At 66.0% G+C, this 22,015-nt stretch carries 23 protein-coding genes; 12 read left to right on the top strand and 11 right to left on the bottom strand.

Annotation, left to right across the window (positions count from 1 at the left end):
* The first annotated feature begins 27 nt into the window (after positions 1–27).
* The 6 genes from C7455_RS01865 (at position 28) to C7455_RS01840 (ending at position 4,586) form a co-directional block, all read left to right on the top strand.
* Positions 28–684, top strand: a complete 657-nt coding sequence (locus tag C7455_RS01865; protein ID WP_109664705.1) for a TetR/AcrR family transcriptional regulator — start codon at positions 28–30, stop codon at positions 682–684.
* Positions 681–1,982 carry a phenylacetate--CoA ligase family protein gene (locus tag C7455_RS01860; protein WP_109664703.1) on the top strand — a complete coding sequence of 434 codons (1,302 nt, stop codon included), beginning with the start codon at positions 681–683 and terminating at the stop codon, positions 1,980–1,982. The genes C7455_RS01865 and C7455_RS01860 overlap by 4 nt, the downstream gene beginning before the upstream one ends.
* Complete coding sequence (locus C7455_RS01855) at positions 1,979–2,746, top strand: enoyl-CoA hydratase/isomerase family protein (protein WP_109664700.1); 768 nt, start codon at positions 1,979–1,981, stop codon at positions 2,744–2,746. The genes C7455_RS01860 and C7455_RS01855 overlap by 4 nt, the downstream gene beginning before the upstream one ends.
* A gap of 171 nt (positions 2,747–2,917) precedes the next feature.
* Positions 2,918–3,121, top strand: coding sequence for a hypothetical protein (locus tag C7455_RS01850; protein WP_146199903.1), 204 nt, complete (start codon positions 2,918–2,920; stop codon positions 3,119–3,121).
* Positions 3,122–3,319: 198 nt separating this feature from the next.
* On the top strand, positions 3,320–3,526 hold the full coding sequence (locus C7455_RS01845; protein WP_109666069.1) for a cold-shock protein: 207 nt from the start codon (positions 3,320–3,322) through the stop codon (positions 3,524–3,526).
* 10 nt (positions 3,527–3,536) lie between these two features.
* The gene (locus tag C7455_RS01840; RefSeq protein WP_425450619.1) at positions 3,537–4,586 is read left to right on the top strand and encodes a fatty acid desaturase; all 1,050 of its coding nucleotides are present in this window, start codon (positions 3,537–3,539) and stop codon (positions 4,584–4,586) included.
* On the opposite strand, the gene C7455_RS01835 is transcribed toward C7455_RS01840, so the two are convergent.
* The 8 genes from C7455_RS01835 to C7455_RS01800 form a co-directional block, all read right to left on the bottom strand.
* Positions 4,583–5,353 carry a LamB/YcsF family protein gene (locus C7455_RS01835; protein WP_109664693.1) on the bottom strand — a complete coding sequence of 257 codons (771 nt, stop codon included), beginning with the start codon at positions 5,351–5,353 and terminating at the stop codon, positions 4,583–4,585. The two genes, C7455_RS01840 and C7455_RS01835, sit on opposite strands and share 4 nt — an antisense overlap.
* A 2-nt stretch (positions 5,354–5,355) precedes the next feature.
* Positions 5,356–6,372, bottom strand: coding sequence for a 5-oxoprolinase subunit C family protein (locus C7455_RS01830; protein ID WP_109664690.1), 1,017 nt, complete (start codon positions 6,370–6,372; stop codon positions 5,356–5,358).
* Positions 6,369–7,124, bottom strand: coding sequence for a 5-oxoprolinase subunit B family protein (locus tag C7455_RS01825; RefSeq protein WP_109664687.1), 756 nt, complete (start codon positions 7,122–7,124; stop codon positions 6,369–6,371). The genes C7455_RS01830 and C7455_RS01825 overlap by 4 nt, the downstream gene beginning before the upstream one ends.
* Positions 7,125–7,181: 57 nt before the next feature.
* Positions 7,182–7,976 (bottom strand): 5-deoxy-glucuronate isomerase, encoded by a 795-nt coding sequence (gene iolB / locus C7455_RS01820; protein WP_109664685.1) that lies wholly within the window; start codon positions 7,974–7,976, stop codon positions 7,182–7,184.
* The gene (locus tag C7455_RS01815; RefSeq protein ID WP_109664681.1) at positions 7,976–9,142 is read right to left on the bottom strand and encodes a phytanoyl-CoA dioxygenase family protein; all 1,167 of its coding nucleotides are present in this window, start codon (positions 9,140–9,142) and stop codon (positions 7,976–7,978) included. Before C7455_RS01815 ends, iolB begins: the two co-directional genes overlap by 1 nt.
* A 3-nt stretch (positions 9,143–9,145) precedes the next feature.
* Positions 9,146–9,937 (bottom strand): ATP-binding cassette domain-containing protein, encoded by a 792-nt coding sequence (locus tag C7455_RS01810; protein WP_109664678.1) that lies wholly within the window; start codon positions 9,935–9,937, stop codon positions 9,146–9,148.
* A complete protein-coding gene (locus tag C7455_RS01805; RefSeq protein ID WP_109664676.1) occupies positions 9,937–11,052 on the bottom strand; it encodes an ABC transporter permease in 1,116 nt (371 codons plus the stop codon). Before C7455_RS01805 ends, C7455_RS01810 begins: the two co-directional genes overlap by 1 nt.
* A gap of 69 nt (positions 11,053–11,121) precedes the next feature.
* Entirely contained in the window at positions 11,122–12,063 is a 942-nt protein-coding gene (locus tag C7455_RS01800) for a sugar ABC transporter substrate-binding protein (RefSeq protein WP_109664673.1), read from the bottom strand.
* A 176-nt stretch (positions 12,064–12,239) separates the two neighbouring features.
* On the opposite strand from C7455_RS01800, the gene C7455_RS01795 reads away from it, so the two are divergent.
* On the top strand, positions 12,240–13,238 hold the full coding sequence (locus C7455_RS01795; protein WP_109664670.1) for a LacI family DNA-binding transcriptional regulator: 999 nt from the start codon (positions 12,240–12,242) through the stop codon (positions 13,236–13,238).
* Positions 13,239–13,243: 5 nt separating this feature from the next.
* Here C7455_RS01795 and C7455_RS01790 read toward each other — a convergent pair whose 3' ends face one another.
* From C7455_RS01790 to C7455_RS01780, 3 genes are read right to left on the bottom strand one after another with little or no spacing between them, the layout of a single operon-like run.
* Positions 13,244–14,374 carry a Gfo/Idh/MocA family protein gene (locus tag C7455_RS01790; RefSeq protein ID WP_109664668.1) on the bottom strand — a complete coding sequence of 377 codons (1,131 nt, stop codon included), beginning with the start codon at positions 14,372–14,374 and terminating at the stop codon, positions 13,244–13,246.
* A gap of 12 nt (positions 14,375–14,386) precedes the next feature.
* Positions 14,387–15,277, bottom strand: coding sequence for a sugar phosphate isomerase/epimerase family protein (locus tag C7455_RS01785; RefSeq protein ID WP_109664665.1), 891 nt, complete (start codon positions 15,275–15,277; stop codon positions 14,387–14,389).
* 15 nt (positions 15,278–15,292) lie between these two features.
* Positions 15,293–16,396, bottom strand: a complete 1,104-nt coding sequence (locus C7455_RS01780) for a Gfo/Idh/MocA family protein (protein ID WP_109664663.1) — start codon at positions 16,394–16,396, stop codon at positions 15,293–15,295.
* Positions 16,397–16,498: 102 nt separating this feature from the next.
* Between C7455_RS01780 and iolD the strand changes: the two genes are divergently transcribed.
* Genes iolD through iolG form a run of 5 tightly spaced genes read left to right on the top strand, consistent with a single transcriptional unit; the run spans position 16,499 to position 22,015 of the window.
* On the top strand, positions 16,499–18,361 hold the full coding sequence (gene iolD, locus C7455_RS01775; RefSeq protein ID WP_109664660.1) for a 3D-(3,5/4)-trihydroxycyclohexane-1,2-dione acylhydrolase (decyclizing): 1,863 nt from the start codon (positions 16,499–16,501) through the stop codon (positions 18,359–18,361).
* 1 nt (position 18,362) lies between these two features.
* On the top strand, positions 18,363–19,331 hold the full coding sequence (iolC, locus tag C7455_RS01770; protein WP_109664657.1) for a 5-dehydro-2-deoxygluconokinase: 969 nt from the start codon (positions 18,363–18,365) through the stop codon (positions 19,329–19,331).
* A gap of 11 nt (positions 19,332–19,342) precedes the next feature.
* Entirely contained in the window at positions 19,343–20,182 is an 840-nt protein-coding gene (locus tag C7455_RS01765) for a 5-deoxy-glucuronate isomerase (RefSeq protein WP_109664655.1), read from the top strand.
* Positions 20,179–21,018 (top strand): class II fructose-bisphosphate aldolase, encoded by an 840-nt coding sequence (locus tag C7455_RS01760; RefSeq protein ID WP_109664652.1) that lies wholly within the window; start codon positions 20,179–20,181, stop codon positions 21,016–21,018. Before C7455_RS01765 ends, C7455_RS01760 begins: the two co-directional genes overlap by 4 nt.
* A 1-nt stretch (position 21,019) precedes the next feature.
* Complete coding sequence (gene iolG, locus C7455_RS01755; RefSeq protein ID WP_109664649.1) at positions 21,020–22,015, top strand: inositol 2-dehydrogenase; 996 nt, start codon at positions 21,020–21,022, stop codon at positions 22,013–22,015.

Below are 22,015 nucleotides of genomic sequence, written 5' to 3'. Positions count from 1 at the left end.
CATTTTCATATCCAGCCCGGACCGCAGATGCCCAAGCCTGACATCAGCACGCCATCCAAGGACCGCTTTGCCGACTGGTTGGCCGAGGGGCGCGCGGGCCTGCCCAAGGGGGAACGCACGCGCCGCGACCTGATGATCGCGGGCGCGCATCTGCTGGCGCGCCAGCCTCTTGAGGATCTGACGGTGGCCGCCGTCTGCGCCCGGGCGGGTGTCGCGCATGGCACCTTCTACATCTACTTTCCCAACCGCAACCTGCTGGCCGGCGCGGTGCTGGAGGCCTTTGTCGATCACCTGCAGATCGAGATGCGGGCCGCCGCGCGGGGTGCCCCCGATCCGGTCCGCGCCACCACCGCTGCCTACATGCGCCTGTTTGCCGAAAACGCCGGCCTGATGCGCTGTCTTGTCGTGGGGCTTGACGCCCTGCCCGCCGCACGGCTGGCCTTTCAGCGGCTGAACCACGACTGGATCGCGACCGTCGTCACCGCCGCCCGCCGCCGCGACGGGGCGAACGCCCGGCCCGAGGCCGACCTGACGCGCCGCGCCCATGCGCTTGGCGGCATGGTCGACCAGTACCTGACCGCTCTTCACGTCACGCAAGACCCGCAGATCATTGCCCTGTCGCAAGACCGCGACGCGGTGCTTGATCTGTTTACCGACCTCTGGACCAAAGGCATGGCCCCATGAGCCTGATCCAAGACGCCCACAAGATCCCCCTGTCCGACCTGACAGTCCACCGCCAAAAGGCGTGGGAGGCGCAGCGTGCCCATGTCATGGCCTCGCCCCTTTTCCGCGCGCTCTGGGACGGCCGGCCGCCCCCCGAACGGCTGGAGGATCTGGCCGACCTGCCGCTGTCCGACAAGGCGGGGCTGCGCCTGTCGCAAGCCGCCCATCCGCCGTTCGGCGATTACCTGACCACGCCGCGCGCCCATGTGGCCCGCGTCCACCGCACATCCGGCACCACCGGGCAGGCCATGACGCTGGCGCTGTCGGCGCGTGATTGCGAAATCACCGAGCTGGTGGGCGCACGCGCCCAATCCCTTGCCGGTCTTGGCCCCGGCATGACCGTGGTGCATTGCCTGAACTACCAGATGTGGATGGGCGGGCTGACCGATCACATGACGCTGGAACGCACGGGGGCGACGGTGGTGCCCTTCGGCGTGGGCTCCACCGCCCTTCTGGTGCGCACGATCCGCGATCTGGGCATCACGGCGATTTCCTGCACGCCGTCCTACCCGGCCGTGCTTGAACGGGTGCTGGACGAAGAGTTTCCCGGCCTTGCCCCGGCCGATCTGGGCTTGAGGCTGGGCCTCTTCGGGGGCGAGGCCGGGCTCGACGATCCTGCCCTGCGCGCCCGCCTGACCGCGACATGGGGGATGGAACCGAGGAACGCGAATTACGGCGTCTCGGACGTGTTTTGCAATTTCGCTGCGCAATGTCCGCATGACACCGACCTGCATTTCGTCGCCCATGACGTGCTGCATGCCGAATTGATCGACCCCGACACCGCCCAGTCCGTCACGCTGGCCGAAGGGGCCACGGGCGAGCTGGTGCTGACCCATCTGGCGCGCGACTGCCAGCCGCTGGTGCGGTTTCGCACGGGCGACATCCTGCGCATCACCGGCACCGACCCCTGCGTCTGCGGCTGCACAGGCTTCCGCTTCCGCGTGGTCGGTCGCAGCGACGATATGGTGGTCGTGCGCGGGCTCAACATGTTCCCGACCATGGTAGCGGCCGTGCTGACGGGGTTCCCCGAACTGTCGGGGGATTACCGCATCGTGCTGGACACACCCCCGCCCCATGACAGCCTGCCGGTGCAAGCGGAACTGGCCAAAGGCGCGCGCGACGATGGCACGTTGGCTGCCCACATCGCCGCCACCCTCAAGGCGCAACTGGGGGCCAGCGCCACCGTCACCATCCTGCCCGCAGGCAGCTTTCCCGTCACCGAGGGCAAGACCGCCCGCGTCATCAGGGGCAAGAGATGACCGAATTCACTTATGACACCATTTTGTCGACCCTTACCGGCGATGGCGTGCGCACCATCGCGCTCAATCGCCCCGGATCGCTCAACGCGATGAACCGCCGCCTGATCGACGAGGCGGCAGCCGCCTTCGACGACGCCAATGCCGACCCGCAAACGCGCGCCATCGTCTTCACCGGCGAGGGCCGCGCCTTTTGCGCAGGCGATGACCGGCGCGAGCATGTCCACCCGGAAACGGAGGCCGAGGCGCGTGCCCATGTCGACGCGATCCAGGCCGTGACGCGCGCCATCGTGCTGGGCGAGAAACCCGTTGTGGGCGCGATCAACGGTTGGGCCGTGGGCGGCGGCTTCGAATGGGCGCTGAACTGCGATTTCCCGATCTGGGCCGAAAGCGCCAAGGCGTTTTTCCCCGAGGTGTCGCTCAACGTCTTCGTCACCGGGGCCGTCACCACGATCCTGCCCGCCATCGTCGGCCCCGTGAAAGCGCGCGAGATGCTCTATCTGGGCGAGACCTATGGTGCCGCCGATCTCAAGGCCTGCGGTGTGGCGTGGAAGGTGGTGGCCGATGCTGACTTGCGCGTCGAGGCGCAGGCCACGGCGGCCCGCCTAGCCGCCCTGCCCCCCCTGTCGCTGCGTGCGATGAAGCGCGTGCTGACGCAAGCAAGCGGCGGCGCGTTCGCGCGCGCGCTGGATTTGGAGACCGAGGCGACGGTCGCCTGTTTCCTCGACCCAGAGACGACGCGGCGCATCACCGATTTCGGCACCTGACAGCAGGTAGGATGGCGTCGTGCATGGCAGCCCTGACGGCGGCCCATGGCTCGATCCACCTTATTCCGTGGTATTTCGCGCGGCTTGTGCTATCTTGGGCTTCTGAAGGCGCAATGTCGTCTTCAGATCGCGCCGGGCGATCCGCCCGGACAGTCCTTGAAAGGACAGTCCATGACATCCCTGAAACGGACAAAGCTCTGGGCCGCAAGCGCGGGCCGGACCGACGCATTGACAGCAGCTTGGAAGAAAGCCTTCGACGCCCGCATCCGCACCGCCGCCCTGAGCCGCGATGTCGCCCCCCGGCGCTCCCGCGCCAAGACAGTCGTGCCGGCCAATGCCGGACTGATCCCGGCAAAGCTGATCCCGTCATCTTGAAGAAATATCCGAAATCCCGCCCCCGTGACCCGCTGACCCCTTGTGTCAGCGGCCCATCCGGTGCATGTAGGGCGGGCTAACGTTATTCTGCTCGAACCGCTGCTTCCCGTTCATCCGGCTCTCAGTTGATCGATAATGACTGATATTGCCGAGATGCCGCATCACGCGGGCATCACCACAGAACAGGAGACCACGGATATGGCCAATGGCACCGTGAAATGGTTCAACAATACCAAAGGTTTCGGATTCATCGAGCCCGCCAACGGCGGACGTGACGTGTTCGTTCACATTTCTGCCGTCGAGCGCGCAGGCCTCACCGGCCTCGCCGATGCACAGAAAGTGACGTTCGACATGGAACAGGGCCGTGACGGCCGCGAAAGCGCGATCAATCTCGCCCTCGCCTGAACCCATCGGGGTGGGCCCTCGTGCAGAGGGCCCGCAACCCGGCCTAGCGGCCAATGATCCGTCCGAGCCCGTTTTGCGCCCGGCGGACTGGACACGGATTCTGGCGCGCTATCGCACGCCCATCCCTTCGAAAAGCGCCTTTGAACTGACGGTCACGGCCTTGCCGTTCCTCACCTTGTTCGGCCTGTCTTGGGCCGCCTTGGCGCTTCATCCTGTGCTGGCCTTGCTGCTGGCGCTGGCGAATGCCGCGTTTCTGGTGCGGCTTTTCATGATCCAGCACGATTGCGGTCATGGCTCGTTTTTCGCAAGCCGGACGCTCAACACATGGGTCGGTCGGACGATCGGCGTCCTCACGCTGACGCCCTATGCCGTCTGGCGCCAGAGCCATGCGATCCACCATGCCTCGACCGGCAATCTCGACCGGCGCGGCATCGGCGACATTCCCACCATGACGGTGGCCGAATACAGCACGGCACCGCCGGTCCGGCGCATGCTCTACCGTCTTGTGCGCAACCCTGTGGTGCTTTTCGGCATCGCGCCTGCCTACAGCTTTTTGCTTCAGAACCGTCTGCCGCTGGGGTTCATGCGCGCGGGCTGGCGTTACTGGGCAAGCGCAATGGGCACCAATCTGTCCATCGCGGCGCTCGGCTATGCGCTTTATCTGCTCGGCGGGCCCGAAGTGTTGCTTTTCGTGGCGTTGCCCACGGTCGTTCTGGCCGCCTCGATCGGCATGTGGCTGTTCTACGTCCAGCACCAGTTCGAGGAAACGCATTGGGATCACGAGGATGACTGGGCCGTTCAGGACGCTGCGATGCATGGATCCTCGCATTACGTCCTGCCGCCCGTTCTGCGCTGGCTGACCGCCAACATCGGGGTGCATCACGTGCATCACATGGCCAGCCGCATCCCGTTCTACCGGCTGGACGAAGTGATCCGCGACCACAAGGTTCTGGCCGATGTGCATACGATAACTCTGCGCGACAGCCTGCACTGCGCCCGCCTGCACCTGTGGGACGAAGATCAGAGGCGGCTGGTCTCCTTCGCCGAAGCGCGGGCCTAGCGCCCGCCTTCGAAGACGGCCAGCCGCACCCCTGCCCCTTCCAGCGCGACACGCAGGTCGCGCGCCAGGGTGACGGCCTCGGCGGTGTCGCCATGCAGGCAGATCGTGTCGATGCGCGAGGGAAGATGCTTGCCCGTCTCGGTGATGATCGCGCCCGCCTCCAGCATGGCAAGGATGCGCTGCGCGGCAAGCCCGCCGTCATGGATCACCGCGCCGGGCTTGCGCCGGTCAACCAACTGCCCGTCATCCTCATAGGCGCGATCTGCAAAGATCTCGCAAGCGACCCGCGCGCCCAGATCGCGCGCCGCCACCTCCTGCGCGGTGCCCGCCAGCACCATCACGATGATCTCGGGATCGACGGCAAGAGCTGCGGCATAACAAGCCCGCGCCATCCCGGCATCGGCGGCGGCCATGTTGGCCAGCGCGCCATGCAGCTTGAGATGGCGCACCTGCCCGCCCACGGCGCGCGCCATGCCTTGCGCCGCCCCCAGTTGGTAGGCGACCAGATGGCCGAGCGCGGGATGGCTCATGTCGATCCGCCTGCGGCCAAAACCCTGAAGATCGGCAAAGCCCGGATGCGCCCCGATGCCCACACCGCGCGCGACGGCCTGCGCCATCACCTGCGCCATCACATCGGGGTCGCTGGCGTGAAAGCCGCAGGCGATATTGGCCGAGGTCACGATATCAAGCAGCGCCGCGTCATCGCCCATGCGCCACGGGCCGAAGCCTTCGCCCATGTCCGCGTTCAGATCCACCTGACCCTGCATCGCTAGCCCCCTTCCGTCTTGCCTGCCGTCACGCCGCTGATCAACTGATAGGCCAGCAGATCGCGCATGTCGCGCGGGTCGCGCACCAGCCGGGTCAACCGGCCGGAAAGCGCCCGAACCGCGTTTGCCGTTGCCCGCTCGGCCGCCAGCGCCTCGGCCCGGTCGACAAATCGAATGGTCAACGCCGCCCCCGCAGGCGCCTGTGCCGCGCGCGGCAGGTCGCAGGGCAGCACCGTTCCGATCCGGGGATAGCCGCCCGTGGTCTGGCATTCCGACAAGAGCACCATGGGCGCGCCGTCTCCGGTGATCTGGATGTCGCCCGGCACCACGATGTCGGACAGGATCGACAGGCCCGCGCGGCTGTGGAAGCCCGCGCCATCAGGGATCAGGCGCACGCCCATCCGGTTGCCGCGGGCATCGCGGGCAAAGCGCGTGGACTGAAAGCGCGCGACCTCGTCTGAGGAGAACATCGCCGTTTGCGGACCGTGAAGGGCGCGCAGCGTGCCGCCTGAAAACCGGTCGTCTTGCGGCAAGGCCAGACCCGTCTCGCCGCCCGCATCAGCGCCGACCGCCAATCGGTCGCCCGCGGCCAGAACACGCCCGATGCCCGCGGACAGATGCGCGCCGCGCGCGCCCAGAACCTCTGACGCGGCAAAGCCGCCGCCGACCTGCAGATAGCCATAGATGCCTGCCAGAACCGGCCCGATTTCAAGCCGCATGCCCGCCCGCAGCCCATGCGACGCGCCCCAGACCAGCGGCGCAGCGTCCAAGGTTGCGCGCATCGGCGCGCCGGTCAGGGCGATGCGCAAACTCTGCGTGGCTTCGAAAACACCGCCCATCCCGGCCATCTCGAGAGCCGCACACTCCGACCCCTGCCCCAGCAGCGCCGCCCCCTCGGCCAGCGCCAGCCGGTCGGCGGCGCCCCCCCGCGACAAGCCCCGTGACAGGAGACCGGGGCGGCCAAGGTCTTGCAGGCTCATGGCTGGCCCCGCCTTGTGCACGATCAGCGCGCCGCTCACGCCAACACCTCCGCCACCGCGCCGCCATCGGGTCCTTCCGCGCACAGCAGCTCATAGGCGCTGCGTTCGACGGGCTCAAACAGCACCTCGTCGCCGGGGCTGAGCACAAAGGGCGTCTCACTCTCGGGCCGGAACAGGCGCAAGGCGGTCTGCGCCACCTGCCGCCAGCCCGTGGGCGTCGCGGTGGAAAACAGCGTCATCTGCCGGATCGCCACGCACAGCGCGCCGACCTCTACCCTTGGCGTCAGGGCGGTCTGGCGCGGAATGGCCCAGTTTTCCGGCAATTCGCCCAAGTAAGGCTGACCGGGCGCGAAACCGATGGTCTGCACGCGCAGCCGCGTCGCCGCGATCTGGGCTATCGCCTGCTCGGGCGTCACGCCCGCCAGTTCCGCGGCTTCCGCCAGTTGCGGGGCAAGGTCGGTGCCGAAGACTGCAGGCACACGCCACAACCGCCGCCCGCCCGGCAGCGGCTCGGCCATCCAGTCGCGGCTGTCGACCAGTTTCGCCAGGCGCGCGCGCACGTCCGCGCCATCAGCGGACAGCGGATCAAAGCGCAGGTAGGTCGAGACCAGCGCGCTGGTCACCTCCTCCACCTCGGGCCAACCTTCGCGCGTCACGGCATGTCGCAGCGCAAGGGCCGCGCGGTTCGCAGGCTCGCTCAAGGCATCGCCGAACCGCACCAGAAGGCCATCGAGGCCCAGCCAGTCGATGCGGGGAAAGCCCCCGGCAGAGTGTTCGGATACATGTGTCATGGCCTCGCGGCACAGGCTACCGCAGCACCCCGGGCTGGAACAGGGGGCGGCCGCCCCTCAGGTGAGAAACCCGAAATCGGGGTGCAGCGCGAACCGCCAGTTGCGGCGGGGGCCTGCCATGACGTTGAGGTAATACATCTCTATCCCGTGCGGCGCGGCGCAAGGGTGGTGTCCGCGCGGCACCAGAACCACGTCGTGATCGGCGACGGCCATGGTCTGATCGAGGCTGAGGTCGTCGGTAAAGACCCGCTGGATGCCAAAGCCCTGCGCGGGGTTCAGGCGGTGGTAATAGGTTTCCTCAAGATAGGTGACGCGCGGGAAATCATCCACGTCATGCCGGTGCGGCGGGTAGGAGGACCAGTGCCCGCCCGGCGTGTAGACCTCGGTCACCAGAAGGCTGTCGGCCACGTCGCGGCCTTCCATGGCGATGTTGTGGATGTGGCGCAGATTGGTGCCCGCGCCCCGATCCTCCAGCGCGATGCCTTCAGGCCCCAGCCGCTGCACGGGCCGCCCGCCGGGGCTGGGCGCGGTGCAGACGGCCAGCGTGCAATCGGTCGTGGCTCTGGCGCGCCAGTCGATACCGGGCGGCACGTAAAGCGCATGCGGCGGCGTGCGGTCAAAGACGCTCATCCGGTTCCCCATCTCGCCATGGCTGTCGCCCGCCGCCGTCACCTCGGCCCGGCCCTCGACCAAAACAAGGATCGCCTCGCGCCCCTCCAGCCGACCTTGGGCCACATCCCCGGGCGCAAGCCGCCACAGATCGAAGCCGACATAGGACCACTCCGCCATCTCTGGCGTGATCGCATGGACCTTTCCGGACTGACCCGTGGCTTTTCGCAACAGCCCCGCCATCAGGCGACCCGCTTGGCCGCATGGGCCTGAAGTGCTGCCTCGAATGCCTCAGGCGTCCAGCCCGCGTCCAAGGCGCGCGCCATCACCGCCGCTTGCGTCTCGGGGGCAAGGCCGCCGACGGGCGGATCGGTGTCGAGATTGGTTGGAAAGGCGTAGCCCTCGGCCGCAGCTCCGATGGCCGCATCGATCCCGGCGACGTCCAGTTGCCCCCCGGCCTTCAACCGCAAAAGCGCAGGGTACAGCGCGCGGCACATGGCCATGCGGTCCACCGCCTCCATCGCGCGGCCAAAGGCGGAACTCACTTGAACAAGGTTCGCCATCCGGTTGATATCGCTTGATACATTATCCCCCGCCGCATGGTAGAGCGCGGGGTTGAAGAAAAGCGCATCGCCCTTTTGGAGCGGCAGTTGCACCGCGTGTTCGCGGAAATACGCCGCCACCTCCGCCCGCCGATAGGCCATGTAGCCGCCCGGCACCAGCTGCGAGAACGGCAGAAGCTGGGTCGGCCCGCTTTCCAGCGGCATGTCGCAATGCGCGATCGCGCCTTGCAGCGTCATGATCGCCGACAGCGCGTGGACATGGGCCGGGAACCGTGCCGCGACCTCCGCCGTCTGAAAGCCAAGGTGAAAGTCGCGGTGCGCCGATTGCGCCTTGCCGCCCGGACGGACCAGATTGACCTGCGCGGTCATCTGGTGGAACGGGCCCAGCCACGCCTCGCAGACTGCATCGATCACCGGATTGCCGAAATAGAGCGCGAAGCACTCCGGGTCGTCCAGACACAGCTTTTGCAAGGAATTCCAGATCCGGTCATTGGCCCCCGCGGCGGCGAAATGATCCGCCCCGCCGCCGCCCGCCGCCTTTTCCCGCGCGATGATCGCCTCGTAAACCGCCGTCGCCCGATCAATGGGCGCGGTGTCGGCATAGGCTGATTTGAGCACCAGAACCCCCGGCCCCTGACCCAGAACCCATGCCCATTCCGCCATCAGGTCGCGCCGCGCCGACGTGTCGCCCAGATGGGTCCGCAGCGCGCCCATGTCATAGATCGGCACGTTTTTTTGGAGCGATGCCGCCAATGGCACCTGCGCGCCCTCGAGCCGGCGCGCCGTCAGCGCCTCAAGCTCCGCCAGCGTGCCGCTATCTTGATGGAAATACCCTGCATCCCGCATCGTTCAGACCGTCCCGCCCAAGGAGCCCTCAAGCTCGACCATTTCCTGACCACCCGCCATCAGGTCCTGCAACTCCTCGGGCGTGATCTGCCCGCGCTGCGCGGTGCCCAGCGTCTTGCCGCGGTTGAGCACCGTGAACCGGTCGCCCACAGCCATCGCATGCCGCACGTTATGGGTGATGAAGACGATCCCAATCCCGCTTTTGCGCACCTTGTCGATGGTGGACAGCACATTGGCGGTCTGCCGCACGCCAAGCGCGCTGGTCGGCTCGTCGAGGATCAGCACCTTGGCCCCGAAATGGACCGCGCGCGCAATCGCCACCGTCTGCCGCTCCCCACCCGAGAGCGTGCCCACCGCCTGATCGGGCGAACGCAGATTGATGCCCATCTTGCGCATCTCCTCCATCGTCGTCTCGTTGGCACGCTTGAAATCCATGAACTTGAACGGGCCCACCCGGCGCACGGGCTCACGCCCCATCCAGAAATTGCGCGTCACGCTCATCAGCGGGATCATCGCAAGGTCTTGGTAGACCGTGGCGATCCCCGCCTCCATCGCATCGCGCGGGCTGTCGAAGGACATCGGCTTGCCTTCGAACAAGATCTCGCCGCGGGTGGGTTTGTGCACGCCCGACATGGTCTTGATGAAGGTCGATTTGCCCGCCCCGTTGTCACCCAACAGGCAGTGGCATTCGCCCGGCCGCACATCGAAACTGACCCCGTTCAGCGCGATGACCGGGCCGAAATGCTTTTCGATGCCGCGCATTTCCACGATGGGGTTGTGATCGAAGGATGACATCAGCGTTCCCCCGTGATGATGCGGCGGATGTAGGTGTTCAAGATCACCGCCAGCAGCAAGATGACACCCAAAAACACCCGGAAGAGGCTCGATTCGACCCCCGCAAAGAACAAGCCTTGCTGCACCACGCCAAAGATCAGCGCGCCAAGTGCTGCCCCGATAACCGAGCCATAGCCCCCCGTCAGCAGCGCCCCCCCGATCACCACCGCGATGATCGCCTCGAATTCCTTGAGCAGACCCCGATCCGCGCCCGCCGATCCGAATTCCATCACCTGACAGGTCGCAAAGACGCAGGCGCAAAAGGCCGTGAACATGAACATCAAGATCTTCACCCGGTTCACCGGCACGCCGACATAGCGCGCGGCTTGCGCATCGCCGCCGGCGGCAAAGACCCAGTTGCCAAATTGCGTGCGCGTCAGGATGATATGGGCGACCACGACAAGGGCCAACGCCCAGACGATCAGCATCGGGATGCCGTTGACGATGGGCTCGCCCGCCCGGGTGCCGCGCGTGAACACGTCGATCGCGCCGATACTGGCCAGCCACTCGAAAAAGAAACCCAGGATCTTGCCGCCAAAGACCGGGGCCAACCAATCGCCCTCGGCCGCGCGGTCGATACCGCCGATGATGGTCTGGCGCTCGATCAGTTGCGGGAAAAAGATGGTGAAGCCGCGCAAGATGAACAGGAAAGCCAGCGTCACGATGAAACTGGGCAGGCCCGTGCGCACCACGATCCAGCCGTTGACGGCACCCACCGCGATGCACAACGCAAAGGTCAGCAAAATCGCGATCCAGACCGGCCAACCCAGCGTCACCGCCATGATGGCGATGGACATGCCCGCAAACCCGATCATCGACCCGACCGACAGGTCGAATTCGCCCGCGATCATCAGCATGCAGGCGCCGACCGCGATGATCATGAACTGCGCCGAAACGGTCGACCAGTTCAGGATGCCTTGGGCGTTGAACATCCCGCTGTCGCCCGCAAAGACGATGAAGAAGGCGAAAACCGCCAGCGTGCCGACGATGGCCCCCAACTCGGGCCGGATCATCGCTTTTCTCAGTCTCGATGTTTCCTTGATCCGTTCGTCCAGACCCGCGTTCGCGTCCGACATCGCTCACCCCTCCCCGGCAGAGACACAAAGGGCGGGCACCGCGCGCGGCCCCCGCCCAAGATCACATGTTCAGCGGTATTCGCCCGCGAACTGCTCCACCATTTCCAGACCGTCGGCAGTGACGAAACCGGGGCCGGAGTTGATGTTGTTGCCCGGCAGCACGCCGAAACGGTGATAGTTGGTCAGCACGATGACCGGCAGATAGGCCTGCAGGTAGGGCTGCTGGTCGATGCCCCATGCGATGACGCCATCGCGGATGCCCTGCACGATGTTCTCGCCCAGATCGAAGGTGCCGAAATAGATGTCGCCCGAAAGACCCATCTGATCCAGCGCCAGGATCGTCGGGTCGGCGCTGGTCGGGCCCAGCGTCAGCACGGCATCGGTGTCGGGGTTGGCGTTCAGGTAGGCCATCACGCGGTTCTGGATTTCCGCCGGGTCCTGTCCGCTGTCGATCATCTGGTTGCCCAGATCGACGCCCAGACCATCGGCAAAGCCCTGGCACCGCTCGGTCGAAGACGGGCTGGAGATGTAGTGGTTCACGCACAAGAAGCTGCCCACGCCGTCACCGGCGGCGCGCAGACCAGCGGCGAAGCCCGCGTCATATTCCGGCTGGCCCACATACATCAGCGCGCCGACCTCGCGCGCCTGATCGGGCGTGCCCGAGTTGATGATGATGACGTCGATGCCCGCATCGACCGCGGCCCGGATCGGGCCGGACAGGACATCGGGATCGGCCAGCGTGGTGATGATGCCGTCTGGGTTGCTGGCGGCCGCCTGTTCGATGATGCGCGCCATATCGGCCAGATCGCCGGTGGGCGGGTTGCGGTATTCCACCGTCACGCCCATCTGCTCGCCCGCAAGCGCAAGGCCGTTCTTGATCGTGTTCCACCAGCTGTCGCTGTCGGGCGCATGGCTGACCAGCACGTAACGCTCGCCCTCGGCCTGCGCCGCACCGACAAGCGCCGTGGCGGCGACGGCGGTGACCGCCATCGTCTTGAAGAATGTGTTCATTGTGTCCTCCCAAACGGTTTTCGGGGTCTTGCCGGGTCCTCTCCCGCCTCGCCCTTGCGTCACCCTAGCCGCGAATCGGGCGTTTTGCAACCGGTTGCAAAAGTGGCTGCCATCGGGAAGACTTGCCCACAGGCGGCGCGTGTATAAACAGGAAGCGGGGCAGACGGACGGTGCAGATGGCGGTGACCCTCAAGGATGTGGCTGAACGGGCGGGCGTCTCGCGCTCGGCGGTCTCGCGCGCCTTTACCGAAGGCGCGTCGGTGTCCGCCAAGACGCGGGCCAAGGTGGAAAAAGCCGCCCGCGATCTGGGCTATAGCCCCAACGCGCTGGCATCCTCGCTGACCACGGGGCGGACCAAACTGATCGGGCTGATCTCGAACAACTTTCACAACCCGCTGTTTCTAGAGGTCTTCGACCTGTTCACCCGCGGGTTGCAAGACCGGGGCCTGCGCCCGCTTCTGGTGAACCTGAGCCATGAGACCGATCCCGCCAATTCGCTGCGCATGCTGCGGCAATACTCGGTCGACGGGGTGATCGTCGCCTCCTCCACCCTGCCGCCCAGCTTTGCCGAGGCGTTCCGCGACGCAGGCCTGCCGGTCGTTCATTCCTTCGGCCGCTACACCACAAGCCCGCATGTCCATGTCGTCGGCATCGACAACATCGCCTGCGGGCGCATGGCCGCCGAGGCGTTGATCGCGCGGGGCTATACGCGCGTGGCCTTTCTCGGCGGACCGGAGGGGGCGACCTCGACCCAGGACCGTGCCAGGGGCTTTCTGGGCCGCCTGTCCGAACACTCCGGCGTCGCGGTCAGTGTCAGCTATGCCACCGCCTATTCCTTCGACGCGGGCCGGGTGGAGATGACGAAATGCCTGATGTCGGACCCCGCGCAGGCCTATTTCTGCGGCGATGACGTGCTGTCGATCGGCGCGCTGTCTGCGATCGCCGAGGCCGGCCAGCGCTGCCCCGAGGATATCGGGATCATCGGGCTGAACGACATGAAGATGGCAGCGTGGCAGAACATCGACCTGACCACGATTCGACAGCCGGTGGCCGAGATCATCGGCGCCTCGATCGACCTTGTGGTGGCCACGATCGAAGACCCCGACCGCCACCCCGAAACCCGGCTTTTTCCCTGTAAGGTGATCGAACGGGGCACGTTGCGCCCCGTCGCCTGACGCCGTCAGCGGAACATCGGTGGCCGTGCATCGACCCAGGCGCCATCGGCCTTGGCCGAGGCGACGGCGGCATGGACGGCGGCCATGGACCGCAGCCCATCTTCGGCCAAGGGCAGACCGTCACGCAGCTCGCCCCGGATCGCGGCGGCCAGATCGACGTAGATGTTGGCGACCGCCAGCGGAAACCCCTCCGGGTGCGCGATGGCGACGCGCGACAGGCGCGCGGCCTCGTCGCTCAGGCCGCTTTCGCCCTTTTCCATGATCTGCGTGCGCTCGCCGACAGGGGTGTAGAAGACCTGATTGGGCTGCTCTGACGCCCACCGCATCCCCCCGGTTTCGCCAAAGATCTGGATGTCGAACCCGTGCTGGCGCCCGATGGCGACGGACGATGTCCAGAGCCGCCCGACCGTGCCGCCGGTCATGCGGAAATTGACCATCGCGTCATCTTCCAGCATGCGCGAGGGGATGGTGGAGGCGAAATCGGCCGAGACCCTATCCACCTGATCGCCCACGACAAAACTGGCCATGTGCAAGGCATGGATGCCACAATCGGCGAACTGGCCCGACACGCCCGCCATCGCCGGATCATAGCGCCAGCGCACGCGCGGGTTGTCGGCATCTTCCGCGTTGCCATGGTGGCCGTGGCTGAAATTCGTGACGACAAGGCGCACCTTGCCGACCTGCCCCGTGGCCACCATGTGCCGCATCTCGCGCACCATGGGATAGGCGGAATAGCAGTAGTTCACCGCACAGATACGGTTTGAGGCGCGGGACACGCGCACGATCTCTTCACCCTCTTCGACCGTCATGGTCATGGGCTTTTCACACAGGACGTGGAACCCGGCCTCGAGAAAGGCCTTGGTGATCTCGAAATGTGTCGAGTTGGGCGTGGCCACCGTCACGAGGTCGAGCCGATCCTCGCGGTCACGTTCCGCTGCCAACATCTCTCGCCAATCGCCATAGGCACGGTCGGGCGCCACACCCAGTCGCTGCGCATAGGCGCGACCTTTCTTAGCGTCGGCGTCCAACGCTCCGGCCACAAGGGAGAAATTCCCATCCGCCAAAGCGCCGAGGCGATGTGCCGGCCCGATCTGGGACCCCTCGCCGCCGCCGATCATGCCCCAGTTGAGCTTCATCTCATAACCCCTTCAGAACCCAATTCTTTGCAGGTATTCCCGGTTGGCCCGGGCATCATCGACGGGCGAGACATCCAGCGTCGGGTCGCAATCCTGTTCGACCGTGCACCAGCCCTCGAAGCCTGCATCCAGCAAGATCTGCCGCACTGCGGGGAAATCGACATCGCCGCGGCCAAGATTGCAGAAGATCCCTTGCCCGCAGGCATCATAGAACCCGGTGCCCTTCGCTATTGCGTCAGCTTTAACGACGGGATCGATATCCTTGAAATGCATGTAGGAAATGCGGCCTATATGACGGCGCATGAAGGCCACGGGGTCAAACCCCGCATAGGAATGATGGCCGGTGTCGAAACAGATTTTCAAGATATCCTCGGGCACCTTGTCCAGCAGCCGCTCCAGCTCCGGCTCGAAGTCGATGAAGCCCGCCGCATGGGCATGGATGCCGACGGTCAGGCCGTATTCCTCCGCCCCCATGCGGGCGACATGGGCGATGCGGTCGCGGAAGGCCGCCCATTCTGCAATGTCCATCTGCTCGGCCGCATCCGCGCGGCCCGCGGTCGGCGCGCGTCGGGGCGAAATGCTGTCGATCAGCACAAGGTGCCGTGCGCCATGAGCCACCAGCGCCTTGCAGGTGCGCACGGCCCCGTCCAGCACGTCATCCCATTGATCCGGATCGTGAAAGGCACGAAACACCACGCCGCCGATCAGCTCCAGCTTGTGCTCATCCAGCGCCTCGGCCAGCACCACGGGGTCCTCGGGCATGAAGCCCACGGGGCCAAGCTCGATCCCGGTATAGCCCGCGTCGGCGCAATCTTTCAGCACCGACCGCCACGGCGGATTGCGCGGGTCGCTGGCAAACTCCACACCCCAGGAACAGGGCGCATTGCCGATACGGATGGTCATGGAAAGATTGCCCTTTTAGATTTGGGGAACGGGATGCCAGCGGCCGTCGGCGGCCGAGGCGAAAGCGGTGTCGATGACGCGGGCCGTGGCCAGACCTTCGCGGAAGGTGGGCCAGACGGGTTGACCGGTGTGGATCGCGCGAAGGAAATCGCGCGCCTCGATGATGATCTGGTCTTGGTAGCCGGTGCCATGCCCCGGACCCTGACAGAACGGCAGATAGTCTGGATGTGCGGGGCCGGTGAGGATCTTGGTGAACCCCCGCGTCGCCTCTGGCCCCTCGGCACGGTAAAGGTGCACCGCGTTCTGATCTTCCTGATCGAAGCGGACCGCACCCTTTGTGCCATGGATTTCATAGGCATAGCCCATCTTTCGGCCCGTGGCGACGCGGCTGAAATAAAGATGCCCCATGACGCCGGATGCGAAGCGCAGCATCATCTGTCCGTGGTCGTCATTGTCGACCGCAACGCCGCCGCGCGTGGCATGCACCGTCTCGACACGCGCCGAAAGCTCCGCGATTGGGCCCATCAAGGCCAGCGCACAATTGACCATGTGGGGCGCGAGATCGCCCATGCAGCCCGCGGCCCGGCCAAAGCAGCGCCAGTTGGCGGGCGTGTCGGGATCGGCCAGAAAATCCTCGGTATGCTCGCCCCGGAACCACGTCACATCGCCGATGGCACCCTCGGCCAGCAATTGGCGCACGAACTGGGTGGCAGGCGTGCGGACGTAGTTGAACCCGATCATGTTGGGCTGACCCGACGCTTCGGCGGCCGCCACCATCGCCTGCGCGTCGGCAAGCGAGGCGCCCAGCGGCTTTTCGCAAAAGACCGGTTTTCCGGCAGCAAAAGCCGCCTCGGCAATCGCGCGATGCGTGGTCTGCGGTGATGCGATCACCACGGCTTCGACCTTCGGATCGGCCACAAGGTCGCGCCAATGGTCCGCTGCGCGGGCAAAGCCGTAGGCGGCGCGGTAACGTTCGGCCGAGGCCGGGCTGCCCGCCGCGATCATCTCGAGGCGCGGGCGCAGGGGCGTGTCGAAGACGGCGCCGACAGCGCTATAGGCCACGGCATGCGCCTTGCCCATGTAGCCGCCGCCGATAAGGCCGATACCGATCTCTGCCATGACGCGCCCCTTCCCTCACGACCCGGTTGCAACCGGTTGCAAAATTCGTATCCTGAGTCGCAGGGGCTTGCAACGGCCTAGCCGCCGCGAGAGGGGACGCGCATGACAACCACCATCCGCCTGACCGTGGCGCAAGCCATCGTGCGCTATCTGCTCAACCAGTTCATCGAGGTGGACGGGGTCGAGACGCGCATCTGCGGCGGCGGTTTCGGCATTTTCGGCCATGGCAACGTACCCTGTCTGGGCGAGGCGCTTTACCCCGTGCAGGACGCGCTGCCGCTCTATCGCGGGCAGAACGAACAGAGCATGGGTTTTGCCGCCGCGGCCTATGCCAAATACCACCTGCGCCGCAGGTTCATGTTCTGCACCGCCTCCGCCGGGCCGGGCACCGCCAATCTGCTGACGGCCGCAGCGCTGGCCCATGCCAATCGCCTGCCCATGCTGATGCTGTGCGGCGACACCTTCCTGACCCGCCTGCCCGACCCGGTGCTGCAACAGCTTGAGCATTTCGGGAACCCCGCGCTGGGACTGAACGACGCCTTCAAAGCCGTGACCCGCTACTGGGATCGCATCACCCACCCCGCGCAGGTCATCCAGACCCTGCCCGCGGCACTTGCCACGATGCTCGACCCCGCCGACTGCGGCCCGGCGTTCCTCGCGCTGCCGCAAGATGTGCAAGGCTGGGCCTATGACTACCCGGTGGAATTCTTTGTCCGCCGCGTGCATCGGATAAGGCGGCAAGCGCCCGATGCGGCAGAGATTGCCGATGCGGCGGCGGCATTGCTGGGCGCGAAACGGCCCATGATCATCGCGGGCGGCGGCGTGCAATATTCCGGCGCGGTGGCGGAGCTGACCGCTTTCGCCGAGTCGCATGGCATCCCCGTCGTCGAGACCATCGCGGGCCGTGCCAACATGCTCGCCACCCATCCGCTCAACATCGGGCCGATCGGCGTGACCGGATCGGACAGTGCGAACGCCATCGCGGAACGGGCCGATGTGATCGTGGCCATCGGCACGCGGTTGCAGGATTTCACCACCGGGTCATGGACGGCATTCGCCAAGGATGCGCGCCTGATCAGCGTCAACGTGGGCCGGCATGACGCGATCAAGCATATGTCGCTGCCGGTGGTCGGGGACGCGAAACTGGCGCTTGGGGCCTTGGGGGCGGCGCTGGAGGGCTACAAGGCCCCCACCGACTGGACAGCCGCCGCGCAAGCAGAGCGGCGGACGTGGGATGCCTACGTCGCGGGCAACGTGGCGCATGGCAACCGCCCCAATTCCTATGCGCAGGCCATCGGCGTTGTGAACGCGCTGTGCGACAAGCGCGACCGGATCGTGACCGCGGCGGGTGGTCTGCCGGCGGAGGTGACGGCCAACTGGCGCACACTTGATGTCGGAACGGTCGACGTCGAGTTCGGCTTTTCGTGCATGGGCTACGAGATCGCGGGCGGCTGGGGCGCGCGGATCGCGCAATCGGAGGCGGAGCCCGACCGCGATACCATCGTCTTTGTCGGCGATGGCTCATACCTCTTGATGAACTCCGATATCTATTCCTCTGTTCTTACGCAGAAAAAACTGATCGTGCTGGTGCTCGACAATGGCGGGTTCGCGGTCATCAACAAGCTGCAGAACAACACCGGGCAGGAGAGTTTCAACAATCTTATAAAAGATTGTCCCACCGTGCCCGAGCCCTTCGCCGTCGATTTCGAGGCGCATGCAAGGTCGATGGGGGCAGAGGCGCTCACGGTCGCCAACCCCGCGGAACTGGGCGCAGCGTTCCAGGCGGCAAAAGCGTCGGACAAGACCACCGTGATCGTCATGCAGGTCGACCCCTACGAGGGCTGGACCACCCAAGGCCATACATGGTGGGAGGTCGGCACGGCGCAGGTCTCGGACAGTGCGAGCGTCCGCGAGAAGCATGCCGAGATCGAGGCAAGCCGCGCCAAGCAACGGCAGGGGGTGTGAGATGCGGCTGAAAGGCAATCGCTTCGTCATCATCGGGCGCGCGGGCATGGATTTTTACCCTGACCCGCCCGGCACCAAGACCGAAGAGGCGACGCGGTTCTTCTCCTGCCTTGGCGGGTCCTCGGCCAATATCGGCGTTGCCATCGTCAAGCTGGGGGGCAAGGCTGATCTGGTCACCTGCGTGTCCGATGACGCCATCGGGCGTTTCGCGCTGAACGAATTGGATCGCTACGGGATCGGGCGTCAGCATGTCCGCCGCGTGGGCGGCGAGGCACGCACCTCGCTTGCCGTGGTGGAGACCCGCATCGAGGATCACCAGTCGGTCATCTACCGCAACGGGGCCGCCGATTTCGAGATGACAGCGGCCGATGTGGAGGCGGTGGATTACAACGCCTATGACGCGCTGATCACCACCGGCACGGTGTTCGCGGCCGAGCCGTCGCGCTCCGCCGCCTTTCGCGGCTTCGAACTGGCCAAGGCCGCCGGATTGCCGCTGATTTTCGACATCGACTATCGCCCCTATTCATGGCCGTCCGCCGCCGTCGCGGCCGAGGTCTATTCCCGCGCGGGCGCGATGTGCGACGTGATCGTGGGCAATGACGTGGAGTTTGGCTTCATGGCGGGGGATTACGAAGGCGGTCTCGACATGGCGCGCGATCTTGTCGCCAAGGGGGCAAAGCTTGCCGTCTACAAGATGGGGGAAAAGGGTGCCGTGACGATCACGCAAGACGGCGAGATCACCACCGGCATCTATCCCACGCAGGCGCTCAAGCCCACGGGCGCGGGCGACAGTTTCATGGGCGGCTTCGTCTCGGGCCTTGCCGCCGGTCAAGCCGTGCGCGAGGCCGTTCTGCAAGGCTCGGCCGCCGCCGCCATGGTCGTGGCGCGCGTGGGCTGTGCGCCCGCCATGCCGACGCGGGGCGAACTTGAGGCCTTCCTCAGTGCGCAGTCCGCGCCCGCCCCCGCCTGAAAGGACCGCGCATGCACATCGCCCCCCATGACAACGCCAACCGGCCCATCGTCGATGTGAACGATCCGCTCGTGCCGCTGGTCTATTTCAACATCCTGCGGCTCAAGGCGGGCCAACATTTCGACTACCGCGTCCGGGGCTACGAGACCTGCGTTGTGCCTGCCACGGGCACCGTGACGGTCGAGACGGGCGGCGAGAGCTTCACCGAAATCGGCAACCGCGGCGTGGATGTCTGGGATGGCGAGCCCGAGGGGGTCTATGTGCCCACCGACACCGCGGCCCGCATCACGGCGCAAACCGATACCGAGGTTTTCATCGCGGGCGCGCACTACGCCGAAACGCTCAAACCCTTCGCCGTGCGCGCCGCCGATCTGGACCTTGTGCAATACGGCTCCGATGACACCAAGACGCATCGCAAGATCAAGCATATCCTCGGCGCGGCGCATCACGACCGCGTCGGTCGGCTGCTGGTGTCGGAACTGTTCACCGTCGGTGCGGGGGGCTGGTCGGGGTTTCCATCCCACAAGCATGACACCGACCGCCTTCCGGACGAGACGCGGCACGACGAATGCTACAACTTCCGGTTCCGGCCCGATTACGGGTCCGGGCTGCAGATGCTGCAACGCGAGGACAACACACCGGGCGATGCCTATCACATCATGAACCGCTCCACCGTGCTGATCGACAAGGGTTATCACCCCTGCTGCGTGCTGCCGGGCTACGAGATGTATTATTTCACCATCCTCGGGGGCCTCAGCCAACGCAGCCTGAAGCAGTATTTCCAGCCGACCCATGCCGCGCAGTTGCACACGATCCCCGGGATCATGGACATGGTGGCCAAGTTCAAATGACCATCGCAACCCTGTCGCAGGTGCTGATCCCCGCCGTGGCAGGCGGCTATGCCGTCCCCGGCCTTGTCTGTCTGGGGTGGGAGGACATGCGCGCCTATGCCTTGGCCGCGGAGGCCGAACGCGCGCCCGTGATCTTGCAGGCCGGGCCAAGCTGCCGGGCGCATACGCCCCTGCCCGTCCTTGGCGCGATGTTGCGCAATCTGGCGCAAGCCGTCGATGTGCCGGTCGTGATCCATCTCGATCACGGGTATACGTTCGACGAGTGCCGGCAGGCGCTGGATGCCGGGTTCACCTCGCTCATGTATGACGGCTCGCGCCATCCGCTCGCGCAAAACATCGCCGAGACCGCCCGCGTGGCGGAACTGGCGCATGCGGCGGGGATTTCCTGCGAGGGCGAGATCGGGTTCGTCGGCTACGCGGGCGGCGAAGGGTCGGCAGGCACCGAGCCCGAGGAGGCGGCGATCTTTGCCCGTGACAGTGGCGTCGACGCCATGGCGATCAGCGTGGGCAACGTGCATCTGCAGACAGACCACGAGGGCGGCCTTGATGAGCCGCGCATCCGCGCGATCGAGGCGGTGACGCAGGTGCCGCTGGTGATCCATGGCGGATCGGGCGTGCCCTTGGTCCAGCGCCTGCATCTGGCCCAAACCTCGCGCATCGCCAAGTTCAACATCGGCACCGAATTGCGCATGGCCTTTGGCGCGGCGCTGCGCGATGCCGTGGCCGCGGACCCTGCCCGCTTTGACCGGGTGACGATCCTGAAAGAGACACATGACCCCGTGATGGAGGCCGCCCGCGCGGTCATCCGGGGTCTCAACGCAAGCGGAAAGGCATGACATGCTGAGGATCGGACTTTTGGGCTGTGGGCGCATCGGGCAAGTGCACGCCCGTGCCATCAAGGCGACCGAGGGCGCGACCGTCATGGCAGTGGCCGATGCCCTGCCAGAGGCGGCGGACGCCTTGGCCGCGACAACCGGGGCCGAGGTGCGCAGCGTCGATGCGATCCTGACCGCCACCGACATCGACGCGGTCGTCATCGGCACACCCACCGACAGCCATTTCGACCAGATCATGGGCGCGGCCGCAAACGGCAAGGCAATTTTCTGCGAAAAGCCCGTCGACATGTCGGTCGACCGGATCCGCATCTGCCTCGACGCTGTCCAAAAGGCCGGGGTGCCCTTCCTCACCGGCTTCAACCGCCGTTTCGACCCGAATTTCGCTTCGCTTCGCGCCCGCATCAGGGATGGCGCCATCGGCGCGGTGGAGCTTGTCACCATCACCTCGCGCGATCCCGCGCCGCCGCCGGTGTCCTACATCGCGCGCTCGGGCGGGTTGTTCCGCGACATGATGATCCATGATTTCGACATGGCGCGTTTCTTGATGGGCGAGGAATTCGTGCGGCTTCACGCCATGGGCAGCGCGCTGGTCGACCCCGCCATCGGCGAGGCAGGCGATGTGGACACGGCCGCCGTGATCTTGACCACGGCCTCGGGGCGGATCTGCCAGATCTCGAACTCGCGCCGCGCGGCCTATGGCTATGACCAGCGGATCGAGGTGCATGGCGCGCTTGGCATGCTGCGCGCGGAAAACCAGCTGGAAACAACCGTGGAACTGGCCACGGCAAACGGCTTTGCCCGAGCGCCAGCGCAGCATTTCTTTCTTGAACGCTACGAGGCGGCCTATCTGGCCGAGATGCGCGCCTTCGTGGCCGCCGTCATCGCAGGCACCGACCCACAACCGGGGATCGAGGACGGATTGCGCGCCCAGATGCTGGCCGATGCCGCCACCCGGTCGCGCGAGACGGGACAGCCGGTCGAAATTCCAACCGCCTGA

The sequence above is a fragment of the Roseicyclus mahoneyensis genome, assembly GCF_003148775.1.
Lineage (GTDB): Bacteria > Pseudomonadota > Alphaproteobacteria > Rhodobacterales > Rhodobacteraceae > Roseicyclus > Roseicyclus mahoneyensis.
Note: the sequence above shows the minus strand (reverse complement) of the source record. Positions and strands in the feature narration are given on the sequence as shown.